Origin of the sequence: Pseudanabaena sp. UWO310, assembly GCF_006861605.1 — a bacterium.
Lineage (GTDB): Bacteria > Cyanobacteriota > Cyanobacteriia > Pseudanabaenales > Pseudanabaenaceae > Pseudanabaena.
This window is the reverse complement of the sequence record NZ_SELU01000094.1, coordinates 1-14,462: the sequence shown is the minus strand read 5'-3', so window position 1 is coordinate 14,462 and position 14,462 is coordinate 1. Positions and strand designations below refer to the sequence as shown.

Below are 14,462 nucleotides of genomic sequence, written 5' to 3'. Positions count from 1 at the left end.
TTGCGTAAGCTCTATTGCTTAGTCTCTCATCTCCTAATTCACAACTTGCAAAGTTCTTGTCCCACCAGTTCATCATTTTTCTTCCCTACTTTTACTTGCTTTTTACTACTTTAACCCCATCCGTACCCTCTACCTGAAATCCTCTTCTCGTTTACCTTTCAAAGATGACGTGAAAAGTAAGAAGGGTTCCTTGTCGGAGACATAAAATTACAATTGAAAACCATTTATAGCAAAATACCTAGTAGTCAATGGGATGCAATTACTAATTATGCTAAAAATTATCAATTTTTGCCAACTGCACTCTATGTTACTGCTTTTGGAGGAGAAAAAGGTTTGGACAGAAAAATTGAGGAAAAGGGCATCGAGAGAGGAATCATTGTTTATGTAGCAACATTTTTGCCAGATCTATCTTTTTGACTTTGATAGATTCTTGACAGCTCCATGACTTTTTAAGAGATTGATAATCTCATCAAATGGTCTATCAACCTTAGCAATCTTGTCTAACTCAGCGTACTCAAGTGCATTCTTAAATCCTTCGACTCTAGCATGAACATCCGCCCCTGTATTCAGTAGCAATCTCAATATATCAGTATGTCCAGCTAATACTGCATAGATAAGAGGAGTTAGAGATCCTTCACTGCCCCTTAAATTCACATCAGATCCAGATTCTATTAGTAATTTAGTTGCTTCATAATCTCCATTTTGAACTGCAATGCACAACGGAGTTACTTCACTAACGCGATGATTTCCATTCAGATTGGGATTCTCGCGAAGCAGTCGTTTAAGCTTATCAAGATCTTTTTTCATAACTGCGTGAATCATTTCGATTTCTGCAAGTCCCTCAGTTGATGCTCCACTTTGTTTGAGTATATTGACAGACTTTGCCCCACCTTCGTATCTTGCGATCATCAAGGCAGAGTTACCGTCGTTGTCCTTAACTTCCAAATCCACGCCTATTTCGATAAGAATTTCAATCATTTCGTGATCTCTGTTACTCACCGCTTTCATTAGGGCAGTTCTCCCTCCAGCATATCTTTGATTAATATTGACACCACCCTGCAACAATACCTGAATAATTTCTCTTATTTTTTGAGGTCGATTGTCTTTAACAGACGTATTAACTATTCTCATTAACGGAGAAATTGCAGATATAATATTTGTATCTTCGTCTCCCAAATTAGCATCTGCTCCACTATCCAAAAGAACTTGAATTATAGGAATTACCTGATATTGAACTGCATAGGATAATGGAGTACGACCGTGACAGTCGTTAGAATTTATTTTTACTCCTTCTGCAATTAGTTGCTCAACTAGTTCAAGATTTTTAGATCTAATAGCTTCTACAAGATTTTTTACCTTGATGCTTTTCGTTTTAGTCATTTTGTTCTACTGCTTATCTACTGATGTATTCAGATTCCAATTCTTTTATATTTTAGCGCTAAGTAAAGGAAAAATTTTGAGAGTAGTCATAAAATAAAACGCACTAAATATGTATTCCCCTTCTAGTAGCGTAGGGTGCGTTCATGAAATGAAACGCACCAAATAAATCTATTATTCCGCCAATTCAAGGATGAAATGCAACACCTAGAGATCTTTGCATAAAGGGACTCATAAGGATAATCTGATGATAATCACAACACACAGGATATCCTCATGAGCTTTACTCATCTTAGCACCACGGAAAGAAGTGAACTGTATAAACTGAGAGTAATCGAGCAACTATCGATGACAGAGATTGGTCGTCGGATGAAACGCAACAAAAGTACGATATCCAGAGAGCTATCGCGGAACAGAGATGAACGCGCGATCGGATATCTGCCAGATACGGCAGTAGCCCTGATGCAGGCAAGACGGAAACAAGCAAAGGTAAGATTCCAGAGCATCAGCGACAAGACGATTGACGAAGTCAAGCAACGTTTAGAGCAACACCACAGTCCAGAGCAACTGGCTGGGAGGATGAAACGGGACGGGTTAGGTAAAATCAGCTATGAGACGATTTATCTGATGATCTATGCAAACCATCAAGAGATGGGAATATATCAACAATATCTGCGGCAAAAGCAGAAGCAACGGCGGCGCAAAAGCCGCAACCAGAAACGAGGTGGTATCCCTAATCGAGTGGGAATTGAGAATCGTCCGAAGATTGCGGATTTAAAGACAGAGATAGGACATTGGGAAAGTGATACGGTAATCGGTTGTAACCACACAGGTATCGTAGTTACCCATGTTGATAAAGCATCAAAGTACTTACTTGCTGGACTAGCAAAGAACAAGACAATGGAAGAGATAAATAGAGTAACACTCAAGCTATTTGAGTCAGTGAAGTCAACATTCCGAAAGACAATGACCTTTGATAATGGCAGAGAATTCTGTGGACATGAGAAGCTATCTGAAAGGCTACAGATAGAGACTTTCTTTGCAAATCCCTATCATTCATGGGAGCGTGGATTGAATGAACACACGAATGGATTGATTAGAGAGTTCTATCCTAAAAGTACGAACTTTAAAATCGTGAAAGAAGATGACTTTCAGAAGGTGGTGAATTTGATCAATCGAATTTATAAATTAGCTTATAACTTAGAGAGTTGCTCATACGCATCACTAATCGTTTTCGCGTGGGCTGTCCAAGAATATTTAGCAGCCTGAGCTAAGCGATCGCTTTTTGTGGGCTGGGCGCTAGGGACTTGCAGGTGATTTTCGAGAACCGTTACCCATTCATCGATACGGTCTAGCGGACAAAAGGTTACGGCATTACCACCCACCTCGCGTAGAACGGGAATATCGCTCGCAACCACAGGCGAACCACAAGCCAATGCCTCGATTACGGGCAAGCCAAATCCCTCCGACTCGCTGGTGACTAGGGTAATCGTCGCTTGGCGATAGAGTTCTGCGAGTTCGCTCCGTTCTAGCCCTTGCAACCGAATGATACTATTTCCAATTCCCCAACTTTGAATCAACTTCTGCATTGGTGGAGTCCATTCCGCTCCTACACGCACCAATTTAAGTTCGGGATAACGTTCGTGAATACCCGCAAAAACCTGCAATAAAATATCGAGACGCTTGCGGACTTGATTGCTACTGATACTCAGCAGATAGGGCTGCTGCCCCACAGATGCTAATACTTGAGAAGGTTTAGAAGCGATCGCTGTAAATTCAGAGGCAATGCCTAGGGGGGCTTGAACTAGTTGCTGAGGATCGAGAAGCTGATATTTTTCTATTTCTTGGCGCACTTCTTGGGTCGTATAAAAAACGATTTTTGCCTTTTGCATTCCCGCAAGAACTCGTTTTTGTCCTTGATTAAAATGCCAACTACGTGGGTATTTATCTGGCTCTAAAAGCGATCGAAAAGCATCGAGATCGTGGCAAAATACACCCGTTTTTTCCTTAGGTAGATCGTGGACGACATTGGCATAACTATGGTCACAAATATGAAAATAGTCAAAGTGATCGCGTCTTTTTTTTATAGCCCTTGGATAGACATAAAAGTGGTTAAACATCGCGTCTAAGGTGCGGATGGGAAATTTTTTGCCGAGCCAAGGTATGCGCGTTAAAATTTGGTAGTAATGTTCGGGGATAATGGCTGCGGTATTGAAATAGGGGTCAGGATTTTGCTGGAGATAATGTAGAAGCATCTCCGAACAAAAATTCATACTTAGGGAATTATTTTGCGGGAAATTGAAAACTAGGGCAAGATTAGGTATGCTCATAAATTATGGGGTTTTAGAGAAAAATTTTACTATTAATTTGAAGATAAAAGAGAGTACAGTTATATTAGTATTCTTGCTAGCATTTACTAATATTTTGAGCTAATGCTTTTTACTAAGTAGTTCAGCATAATTAAAAAATAAAATGATAGAGTGTACCGCCCGCGTAGCGGGCGGTACGCTCTTCTAGGTTTATGCCACTGAGGTCAGGCAATGGGCGATCTTGCTGTATCTGTAGTTATGCCAGCTTATAATGCGGCTAGTTTTATTAGTCAGACAGTCGAATCGGTTCTAAATCAAAGCTTTGTCGATTTTGAGCTATTGATTATCGATGATGGTTCCACAGACAACACCTTAGAAATTGCATATCAATATGCAAATAGCGATCGCCGTATTAAAGTTTTCTCGCAGGTCAATCGGGGGGTATCCGCGACTCGCAATCATGGTATTCAATTGGCAAAGGGTAAATTTATTGCTTTTCTCGATGCCGACGATCTTTGGCTACCTGCGAAACTAACCGCCCATATGGAGCATTTTGCTGCTAATCCCAACTTAGCGGTAAGTTTCGCTCGTGTTGAATTCATGAGTTGGGAAGGTCAACCCACGGGACAAATCTCGACCTCTCGGCTTTTCAACCTTAAACCCGAAGATTTTCTCTACGAGAACCCCACTACGACCATGTCGAATCCGATCGCAAGGGCTGAGGTGTTTTCTCAAGTGGGTGGTTTTGCTGAGGATATGAGTTATTCCGAGGATCTTGAATGGTTATTTCGCGTCATGTGTCACCAGCGCAAAGATCAAGATCATGGGAAGGCGGTCTGGCAGATTGAAGGAATTGATCGCATATTAATCTACTATCGTGCTAGTCCATTAGGACTTTCCGCGTCACTGGGTCGGATGGAGTCGGGGTGGGATTTGTTGATTGACAAAGCAAGATTGCAAGCCCCCGCGCTTGTCAAGCGTCACTATTCTTTGGCGAGAGCCGTTCATTTACGCTATTTGGCGCGTCGTGCTTTTCGATTGGGTTTACCGTCTTCAGTTGGTTTAGACTTTATCAATAGAGCGATCGCTTCCGATTGGCGCATTTTTTTACGGGAACCCCATCGCACCTTTTTAACGTTACTGGCGATCTACTGGCGACACTTAGGTAGTTTATTAAAGTTTACTAAAAAGCTCTAAAGGAAATTAGTCATATGCCCAAAGTTTCTGTAATCATGCCCGTTTATAACGTCGAGAAGTATATCGCGGAAACCATCAGTTCCGTTTTGGCGCAGACTTTTACGGATTTTGAACTACTGGTGATTGATGACGAATCAAAGGATAAAAGTATTGAAATTTGCGAAGGTTTTACCGATACGAGAATCCAAATCATCCATCAAAAAAATAGAGGTTTAGCAGGCGCACGCAATACGGGCATTCGTCACGCCAAGGGCGAATATTTAGCTTTTCTCGATTCTGATGATGTTTGGCGATCGCAAAAGCTCGAAAAACACGTACAGCACTTAGATGCAAATCCCGCGATCGGAGTGAGCTTTTGTAGTTCAGAATTTATCGATGATGATAGTCAACCGCTTGGTAACTACCAAATTCCCCAAATTAAAAACATAACGCCCGAATTAGTGCTTTGTCGCAATCCCATTAGTAATGGTTCGGTTCCAGTTATCCGCAAAGCCGTATTTCAGGATATTGAATTTATCGATAATTTCTACGGTGCGGAAGAGAAATTCTATTTTGACGATCGATTCCGTCAATCGGAAGATATTGAATGCTGGATTCGCATTGTCTTAACCACGAAATGGAAACTCGAAGGTATTCCCGAAGCCCTTACTCTCTATCGCGTTAACTCTGGGGGGCTTTCCGCAAACATGATGAAGCAGCTAGATTCTTGGGAAAAAGCGATCGCCAAAACTCGCACCTATGCTCCAAAATTTCTCGCCCAATGGGAATCCCTAGCCCGCGCCTATCAGCTACGTTACCTAGCTCGACGCGCTATTCGCAATCAAGATCGTCAAGCGGGAGTGGCTCTAGTAAATCGAGCTTTAGCTAGTAATTGGAAAATTTTGATCTATGAACCCCAGCGCACATTGCTGACGATGTTTGCCGCTTACTCAATCTGGATTTTACCCCGTGGTTTATACAATAGTATCGAGAGCTTTGCTCTCCAACTCACGGGTAAAAGTCAGCGCAAAGCGATCGCTAAAAATAGAGCTTAAGGACTAAAATTTGGTAAGTAGTTAAGCATAAGTAAACTCAAAACCTAGAAGAGCATACCGCCCGCGTAGCGGGCGGTATGCTCTCTGGTTTTGGTTTTTAATTATGCCGAACTACTTATACCAATTCACGAAAGTGTGACAACAATTTCATGAATTAAAAACCAAGCCCAGTAAGGTTTTGAGATTCCCAAAATGGCGTTGCCATTTTGGGAATTGGTATTATTGCTTCTTTGATTGCCTTTACGAAATATGACAGATAACGATCGGACTAAATTTTGGTGTGTTGCCGACCTTGACGACCTAGAAGTCCTTCACGCTAGAAATATCGTCCGCTCCAGTTCTCGACATACCCATGAAACTCTCACCCTCGGTATTATCGAACGGGGAACTGCAACCCTAAACCACAAAGGAGAATCCCATGCCATTGGATTGGGATCGATTGTGGCCATTAATCCCGATGATGTTCATGCCTGCTATACCCAAAATTTTGGGGGCTACGACCAACATCTTATCTATCCAAGCATCCAGCTATTAGAAAGAGCTAACTCCGAAATAACTGGGCGATCGCCTCAAATCCCCTTTTTTCAGAATCCAATCCTTGAAAATAAAAAACTATTTCGACAGCTCGAAGAACTTTTTGGCGTTTTAGAAAATCCATCTTCAGCGATCGAGCAAGAGACCTATTTAATCCAGACCCTTACACTTTTGATTGGTGTGCTGACCGCACCGACGATAGGTATCAAGGAGCATGGGAATGAACCCCAAGTAGTAAGACTGATTCGTGACTATCTGGAGGCTAATTACCGAGAGAATCCAAGTTTGAGTCAGTTGGCGATGCTGACCCATTTCAGCCCTTTTCATCTCAGCCGTGTCTTTTGTCAAGCTGTGGGCTTGCCACCCCATCTATATTTAATCCAAGTGCGTGTTTTGAAAGCCAAAAAGTTGCTATCTCAGGGCTTAGCGATCGCCCAAGTTGCTCAAGATGTCGGTTTTGCCCATCAAAGCCATCTATATCGGCACTTTAAAAAATTTGTAGGTATCACCCCCAAGCAATATCAACGGCAATTTCAATAGAGCAAGAACGTGCAAGATTACGATCTCCTTCATTTTCTAGAGTAGAGCCAGTTGTAATTTATCCATATATTCTCTAGTCATGACAACCCACCAAGAAGCGATCGTCGATCAGTTCACGCGTCAGGCAATTCCCTTCACCCAACTATACGCCCATAACCACCAAGAATCCCTAGATCTACTCATCCGTATGGCAAGGGTATCTGATTCCGATACAGTTCTCGATGTTGCCTGTGGCAGCGGGATCGTTGCATGTGCTTTCGCAAAACTTGCTAACCATGTCACGGGCATTGATATTACACCAGCGATGCTAGAACAGGCAGATCAGCTCGCTCAAAAAAATTCTTTGGCAAATCTCTCTTGGCTCCAAGGCGATATTGCAACATTACCCTTTCCCGATGCAAGTTTTTCGTTGGTCGTGAGTCGCTATGCATTTCATCATTTTGAACAGACTCAAGAAGTCTTGGCGGAAATGCGGCGCGTATGTCGTCAAGGTGGTCGCATCCTAATCGCCGATGTAGCTTTACCACCAGAAAAAATTGAGGCTTACGATCGCCTTGAAAAACTTCGCGATCCCTCCCATACCCATGCTTTAACCCTTGAGGAATTTCCGCAATTAATCGATCGCGCAAATCTTCAAAACGTGGAATGGGCCTTTTATAAAGTCGAACTGGAGTTAGAAAGCCAGTTAGCAGCTTCTTTCCCCCAATTAGGAGATGATGAAAAAATTCGCCAGATTTTCCAAGCAGATATTGGGATCGATCGCCTTGGGGTGGGAGCCCATTATAAAAACGAGCGTATCCACTATGCCGTGCCGATCGCCGTAGTAGTGGGTGATGTCGGTTAGCCCTAGAAGGTTGCCGCTTCTCGCCCACCTTCTGGGGTTTTGATTTTCCCTTAACGCGAACCCAAAAGATGAGTGGCGGCGCTTCGCGCCGCCACTCATCTTTTGGGTTTTGTCGCTGTTGCTATATATCCGACTAAAATAGTCTGGTATATTTGACGACCAAAAAACCCTATGTTAATCTTCATTACAATCAAGAAATCACAAAAAACCTTTAACGAACCAAAGGGCAACTAAGACCATGACTGCAACCATTGTTTCTCCTTACACCAGCGATCGCGTTGATACATTTAGTAATCTCAAGTGCAAAGAGTGCGGTGCAGAGTATGAAGCTAAGGCAATGCATGTTTGCGAACTTTGCTTTGGTCCCCTAGAAGTTGCCTATAACTACGATGCGATCGCTGCTAGGGTCAGCCGCGAAACGATTCAAGCAGGTCCTCTTTCGATCTGGCGCTATCGTGATTTTCTCCCTGTCAAGACTGACAACTATATTGATGTATCCACTGGCATGACTCCCTTGATCAAGGCAAATCGCCTTGCCAAACGTCTCGGCATCAAAAATCTCTACATCAAAAACGATGCCGTTAATATGCCCACCTTGAGCTTCAAGGATCGTGTCGTTTCCGTTGCTCTCAGCCGCGCTCGCGAACTAGGCTTTACCACTGTGGCCTGTGCTAGTACGGGCAATCTTGCCAACTCCACCGCAGCGATCGCCGCCCATGCTGGCTTAGAGTGTTGTGTCTTCATTCCTTCCGATCTTGAGGCAGGCAAAGTCCTTGGTACGACTATCTACAATCCCAAGGTGTTTGCCGTTCATGGTAACTACGACCAAGTGAATCGCCTCTGCTCTGAGGTCGCCAATACCCACGGCTGGGGCTTCGTCAATATTAACCTGCGCCCCTACTATTCCGAGGGATCTAAGACCCTTGGGTATGAGGTGATCGAACAATTGGGTTGGAAGTTGCCCGATCACATCGTTGCTCCGCTTGCCTCTGGCTCTTTATTTACCAAAATCTATAAGGGTTTTAATGAGTTTGTAAAGGTGGGCTTAGTAGAAGGTAAGCCAGTCCGCTTTAGTGGCGCACAGGCTGAGGGTTGTTCGCCGATCGCTTCCGCATACAAAGAAGGTCGCGATTTTATTACCCCCGTCAAACCTAAGACCATTGCCAAGAGTTTGGCGATTGGTAATCCTGCGGATGGGATCTATGCGATCGACATTGCTCACAAAACCAACGGCAATATCGAATCCGTTAACGATGATGAGATCATCCAAGCGATGAAACTACTCGCCGAGACTGAGGGTATCTTCACCGAGACTGCTGGTGGAACCACGATCGCAGTCCTCAAAAAGTTAGTCGAAGCAGGCAAAATCGATCCCGAAGAAACCACTGTCGTCTACATTACAGGTAATGGCTTAAAGACTCAGGAAGCAATTCAAGGCTATGTTGGCGAACCCTTCTTGATCGAGCCTAAACTAGATAGTTTCGAGCGGGCGCTAGAGCGTTCTCATACCCTTGAGCGTTTAGAGTGGCAAACTGTTTCCGTCTAGTTTGCAAAGTGCTGTAAGGGAATCACATAGTTATGTCCTTATTTTGTAAGTAGTTCAGCGCCACAATCAGAAGAGAGTACTGCCCGCGTAGCGGGCGGTACGCTCTTCTAATCTGCCTGCCAACTAACACTTCAGAACCACGATGGAAACCGAATTTAATCCCCTAACCACGGCGCATATTGATATTCAGCTAGAACAAGGATTTCCAGAAATTCGCTTAGCTGCCGAAAAGATTGAGTTGTGGTTTCAGCCAGTGTATGAGCTGACTACGGGTAAGGTCTTACATAACGAAGTGTTAGTGCGTTGGCGCGACGAACTAGGGGAATTAAGACAACCGCAAGAATTATTAGCGGCTTTACAAAATACGCAACTCCTCAATCAGCTAGATCGGATTGTGGTCGAAAAATCGATAGAGCTATTATCGAAACAGACGAATGTCAAGGTCTCAATTAATCTATCCAATGAAATCTTTGAAGACCAAAAATTTCTCCCCCAACTCCATGCTTGGCTCAGTCAGTATCAAGTTTCAGCCAAGCGCATTAGTTTTGAGATAGAAGAAGAAATTCTCTGGCAAAAGCAGTCTCTAGTATTGCTCTTTATGACAGAGTTAAGAATGATGGGTTTCTATGTCGTCATTGATAACTTTACGGGTAGATTCTTCAGTTTGTTTCAGATACAGGAGTTTCCGTTTTCGATGCTCAAACTGGATCGCAGTTTTTCCAGAAAGAACCTATCTCCCGTCCAAAAACAATTAGCGATCGCGATCGCCTATACGACTAGAGCTTTCCAAAAACAATGTGTTTTGAAAGGAATTGATGATAAGTTATCCCTAAAATTTGCTAACGATTTGGGGGTGAGAGCTGTCCAAGGATATTCCTTAGGTAAGCCACAGGATAAGCCGATCACCTTTGGGTTAATCGGTTTACTGATCGTTAGAATTATTGCGGTTTTGATTGTGTTATATATCTTCAAAAGTCTGATAGGTGTCGATATCTTTCCCAATCGTCATTCTTGGGAAGTGATTGGGGATTTCATCCAATCTGTTTTTGAATCCAAATAGAAGTGGCTTCACAATATGAGTGGTGGCATTTTGCGCCGCCACTCATATTGTGAAGGTCATACCAAATTAAGAAATGACATTCTTTGTGATAAAAATAAGTAGTTCGGCATAATCAAAACCCAAAATCAAAGAGCATACTGCCCGCTACGCGGACGGTATGCTCTTCTAGGTTTTAAGTTTATTTATGCCAAGCTACTTAGTTACTAGTCTTTAATTCAGGCGATAATGACAGGAATTATAAGTTCTTTGAAGAGAAATCCCCCAAACATAGCTTTTAAGTTTATTTTCAAGTTTATTTTTAAATATATCTTTAAATTTAAATTTATTTTTGCAAGGAATACTAAAACAGCGATCGCCTTTTTAATGGCGATCGCCCTAATGGGTTCTAGCATTTTCTCTTTACCCGCCTTTGCTGACTATGGCGATTACTATGGAGATGTTTTACCGATCCCACAAACGCCATTTAAGGGCAAGATCGGTACAACTTATAAGGAATCGCAACCCGACTTTCCGAAACTAGTTCAAGCTCCTGCAAAAGCTCCCAATGTATTGCTAGTTCTCCTTGATGATGTGGGGTTTGGTCAGACAAGTACCTTTGGCGGATTGATTGAAACGCCAAACCTAGATCGCTTGGCAGCAAGGGGCTTGCGTTACAACCAATTCCATACCACCGCCCTCTGCTCTCCCACGAGAGCCGCCTTACTAACGGGACGCAATCACCATTCCGTAAGTACGGGCGTGACGACAGAACGAGCTTCGGGATTTCCTGGTTATACGGCAATTCTCCCTCGTAGTGCGGCGACGATCGCGGAAATATTACGCAGCAATGGCTACAATACGGCGGCTTTCGGGAAATGGCATAATACTCCTGATTATGAAACTAGTGCTGTCGGTCCTTTCGATCGCTGGCCGACTAGTTTGGGGTTTGATTATTTCTATGGATTTTTGGGCAGAAATACCAATCAATGGACTCCTAACTTGGTGGAGAATACCCAACATATTCAGCAACCTCTAGATCGACCCGATTATCACCTCACTCCCGATCTCGTCGATCATGCGATTAATTGGATTCTTACCCAGCAATCGATCGCCCCAGATAAACCCTTCTTTGCTTACCTTGCTCCTGGAGCAACCCATGCCCCCCACCATGCCCCGAAGGAATGGATAGATAAATATCAAGGTAAGTTCGATCAAGGCTGGGATAAATTACGGGTCGATATTTTTGAGCGTCAACTGCAACTCGGGATCATTCCTGCCGATACTAAACTTACTCCCCGTCCTGCGCAAATCCCTGCATGGGATTCCCTCACCCCTACGGAGCAGAAAGTTTATGCTCACCAATTTGAAGTGTTTGCAGGTTTCCTTGGTCATACCGATGCTGAGGTTGGTCGTGTCATTGACGCGATCGAGCGGATTGGGGAATTGGATAATACCCTGATTGTTTTCATTGCTGGTGATAATGGGGGTAGTGCAGAAGGGGGCTTAACGGGCGGTGCGAATGAATTCAAGTTCTATAATGGTGTTGAAGAAAGTCCTGAAGAAGTGCTGGCTACAATAGATGATTTGGGTAGCCCTAAAACCTTCAATCATTTCCACGCCGCTTGGGCTTGGGCGATCGATAGCCCTTTTCAATGGACTAAGCAAATCGCTTCGCACTTTGGTGGTACTCGCAATGGTTTAGTAGTCGCTTGGGGCGATCGCATTAAGGATAAGGGCGGTATTCGCAGCCAATTCCATCATGTAATCGATATTGCTCCTACAATTCTAGAAGCGGCGGGTATTAAAGAGCCAAAGCTGGTCAATGGCACAAAACAGAAACCCATTGAAGGAACTAGCCTTGTTTATTCCTTTGATGATCCTGCTATAGCTTCCACGCATAAAACTCAGTACTTTGAGATGCTGGGCAATCGCGCCATTTACGATCGCGGTTGGGTGGCGGCAGCACGTCACGGTCGTTTGCCTTGGGAGCGCGTTTCAAACACTACCTTCGATGAAGATACATGGGAACTATACAATATCGATCGCGACTTTAGCGAATCGCAGGATTTAGCCCAAGAGCATCCCCAAAAGTTGGCTGAATTGCAAGGGCTATTTCTGAAGGAAGCGAAGAAATATCAAGTTCTGCCCTTAGACGATCGCACGGTTCAGCGCTTTGATGTGAATACTCGCCCCAGCGTAACGACGGGTCGGAATAGCTTTATTTACTACACTGCGGTTACGGGTATTACCGAAGGTAGTGCTCCTAACACCAAAAATCGTTCCTTCAGGATCGTGGCGGATATTGATGCTCAAGCTGGCGCAGAAGGAATTCTAGTGACCCAAGGCGGGCGTTTTTCAGGCTGGAGTCTCTTCTTAAAAGATGCTAAACCTACCTATGCCTATAACTACCTGAATAGCGATCGCACGATTATTCAATCTTCTGAACCCGTAGCGATCGGTAAATCGACGGTCAAATTTGACTTTACCTATGATGGTAGTGGTATCGGTGCGGGGGGGATTGGCAAGCTATTCATCAATGATAAACAGGTTGCTGAAGGTCGCATCGAGAAAACCGTCAGCTTCCGCATCGGCTCAGACGAATCCTTTGATGTCGGTCAGGATACGGGTACTTCTGTAGTTGATAGCTATCAAGTTCCTTTTAAATTCACTGGGAGTTTAGAGCGAGTCAAGCTTGATTTACTGTAAGTAGAGCTACAGTCACTTGAATTAGGACAAATCAAACCCCAAGAATTGACTAGCGGCGCTTCGCGCCGCCAGTCAATTCTTGGGGTTTATGTCCTAGTGCATTTGGCGATAGCTATACATTGCTATAATCCAAGGGACTTATACCAAATCACAAAATGGCTATGCCATTTTGTGATTTGGTATTAACTGATGAGTAGTTGAAGATAGCCTAGATGATGAAGATGTAATACAACTATGCACGAAATACTAGTTCAAAGACTTAATTCTTTAGCCCTCCTCAGCCCAAGTCAGCAAAAAGATTTATTGCAAGTATTGAAATATGAAATATTGCCTAAAGAAGTATATCTTCTCAAAGAAAGAGAGGTTTCCAATCAAATTTATTTTGTATTAGAAGGAGTAATTCGTTCTTTTAAGAAAGTTGATGAGATAGAAGTAACTCAGTGGTTTAGTTTTCCTAATCACTTCGCCGTTCCCTATTTCAGTTTTGCCTATCGGCAACCAAGCGATATAAGTATGGTTACTCTCTGTGATAGCCAACTTGTTTCGCTAAGTTATGAAGGATTACAATACCTATTAGACAAAGATTCAATTTGGATCGATATCAATCGTCGTCTTTTAGAAGAATATTATACTTCCTTACAAAACCGCGTCACTTCATTTCAAGTGCAATCAGCGAAGGAGCGTTACGAATCTATTCTAAGGGAACATCCAGACATTGAAGAGAAAGTAAATCTGGGGCATTTAGCTTCCTATTTGGGAATTAGCCAAGAAACTTTAAGTCGTCTGCGTGCCAAGAAAAAGAGAAGTAATAAAATTTGATATAAGTCAAAAATACGATTTTTTTGACTTATATCAAAAATACCTGATTTACTCTTCATGGGTAATAACTTTAGGATGATGTCAACGAGTTAGAGATATCAACCATGAAAGTAAAAGTTTTGATTTTAGTTTTGTTCTTTGGTTTTTCGGGTGGCGCGATCGCCGCTAAAGTTGCGGAGAGTGCCCCCCAAACCTATCAAAATAATCTATCTCATTACTCCTATTCTTGGGCGGATTTCGCTAGAATAATGGAAATTTACCGATAATGCTTGGACTTTATCAATGAGATCTTATCCCAAATAGAGAGATATAAATTCATCCATCATTTTTCAAAAGAGAATAAAAAATGGAACTTGGCTTATTGATTCTTGCCTATTTTATAGGCTCGATCTAAGTACAGGACAAAAATTTAATGGAGTTGAAGAAAGCAGAGGAATTAACATCGTCATGAAGGTTAAGGATGATATCACGAAGGAAATCAAAGCCAAGGCGAAAAATACTCTTAGGTAAACGCCCA

Annotated in this window: 14 protein-coding genes; 11 read left to right on the top strand and 3 right to left on the bottom strand. The window is 43.0% G+C overall.

Annotated features, from left to right (window positions below):
• Positions 1-73, bottom strand: a 73-nt coding sequence (locus PseudUWO310_RS24045; protein WP_411729182.1) for a transposase DNA-binding-containing protein, incomplete at its 3' end; no start/stop codon positions are given.
• A 140-nt stretch (positions 74-213) separates the two neighbouring features.
• Here PseudUWO310_RS24045 and PseudUWO310_RS21545 point away from each other — a divergent pair.
• Positions 214-417, top strand: a complete 204-nt coding sequence (locus tag PseudUWO310_RS21545) for a hypothetical protein (RefSeq protein ID WP_143190416.1) — start codon at positions 214-216, stop codon at positions 415-417.
• Here the strand turns inward: PseudUWO310_RS21545 and PseudUWO310_RS21540 are convergent.
• A complete protein-coding gene (locus tag PseudUWO310_RS21540) occupies positions 406-1,380 on the bottom strand; it encodes an ankyrin repeat domain-containing protein (RefSeq protein WP_143190415.1) in 975 nt (324 codons plus the stop codon). The two genes, PseudUWO310_RS21545 and PseudUWO310_RS21540, sit on opposite strands and share 12 nt — an antisense overlap.
• A gap of 273 nt (positions 1,381-1,653) precedes the next feature.
• Here PseudUWO310_RS21540 and PseudUWO310_RS21535 point away from each other — a divergent pair, with 273 nt between their 5' ends.
• The gene (locus PseudUWO310_RS21535; RefSeq protein ID WP_143190414.1) at positions 1,654-2,646 is read left to right on the top strand and encodes an IS30 family transposase; all 993 of its coding nucleotides are present in this window, start codon (positions 1,654-1,656) and stop codon (positions 2,644-2,646) included.
• Here PseudUWO310_RS21535 and PseudUWO310_RS21530 read toward each other — a convergent pair.
• Positions 2,571-3,707, bottom strand: a complete 1,137-nt coding sequence (locus tag PseudUWO310_RS21530) for a glycosyltransferase family 4 protein (RefSeq protein WP_143190413.1) — start codon at positions 3,705-3,707, stop codon at positions 2,571-2,573. The two genes, PseudUWO310_RS21535 and PseudUWO310_RS21530, sit on opposite strands and share 76 nt — an antisense overlap.
• 210 nt (positions 3,708-3,917) lie before the next feature.
• On the opposite strand from PseudUWO310_RS21530, the gene PseudUWO310_RS21525 reads away from it, so the two are divergent.
• From PseudUWO310_RS21525 to PseudUWO310_RS23125, 9 genes are all read left to right on the top strand, one after another.
• Entirely contained in the window at positions 3,918-4,883 is a 966-nt protein-coding gene (locus PseudUWO310_RS21525; protein ID WP_143190412.1) for a glycosyltransferase family 2 protein, read from the top strand.
• A gap of 14 nt (positions 4,884-4,897) precedes the next feature.
• The gene (locus tag PseudUWO310_RS21520) at positions 4,898-5,917 is read left to right on the top strand and encodes a glycosyltransferase family 2 protein (protein WP_143190411.1); all 1,020 of its coding nucleotides are present in this window, start codon (positions 4,898-4,900) and stop codon (positions 5,915-5,917) included.
• A gap of 249 nt (positions 5,918-6,166) precedes the next feature.
• Complete coding sequence (locus PseudUWO310_RS21515) at positions 6,167-6,991, top strand: AraC family transcriptional regulator (RefSeq protein WP_143190410.1); 825 nt, start codon at positions 6,167-6,169, stop codon at positions 6,989-6,991.
• A 79-nt stretch (positions 6,992-7,070) separates the two neighbouring features.
• A complete protein-coding gene (locus PseudUWO310_RS21510) occupies positions 7,071-7,835 on the top strand; it encodes a class I SAM-dependent methyltransferase (protein WP_143190409.1) in 765 nt (254 codons plus the stop codon).
• Between the two features lie 238 nt (positions 7,836-8,073).
• Positions 8,074-9,381, top strand: a complete 1,308-nt coding sequence (gene thrC / locus PseudUWO310_RS21505) for a threonine synthase (RefSeq protein ID WP_009628610.1) — start codon at positions 8,074-8,076, stop codon at positions 9,379-9,381.
• Between the two features lie 142 nt (positions 9,382-9,523).
• Positions 9,524-10,441, top strand: a complete 918-nt coding sequence (locus tag PseudUWO310_RS21500; protein WP_143190408.1) for an EAL domain-containing protein — start codon at positions 9,524-9,526, stop codon at positions 10,439-10,441.
• A 225-nt stretch (positions 10,442-10,666) separates the two neighbouring features.
• On the top strand, positions 10,667-13,126 hold the full coding sequence (locus PseudUWO310_RS21495; RefSeq protein ID WP_143190407.1) for an arylsulfatase: 2,460 nt from the start codon (positions 10,667-10,669) through the stop codon (positions 13,124-13,126).
• A gap of 234 nt (positions 13,127-13,360) precedes the next feature.
• Entirely contained in the window at positions 13,361-13,945 is a 585-nt protein-coding gene (locus PseudUWO310_RS21490) for a Crp/Fnr family transcriptional regulator (RefSeq protein ID WP_143190406.1), read from the top strand.
• A gap of 104 nt (positions 13,946-14,049) precedes the next feature.
• Positions 14,050-14,211 (top strand): hypothetical protein, encoded by a 162-nt coding sequence (locus tag PseudUWO310_RS23125; protein ID WP_190316117.1) that lies wholly within the window; start codon positions 14,050-14,052, stop codon positions 14,209-14,211.
• Positions 14,212-14,462: the final 251 nt, after the last annotated feature.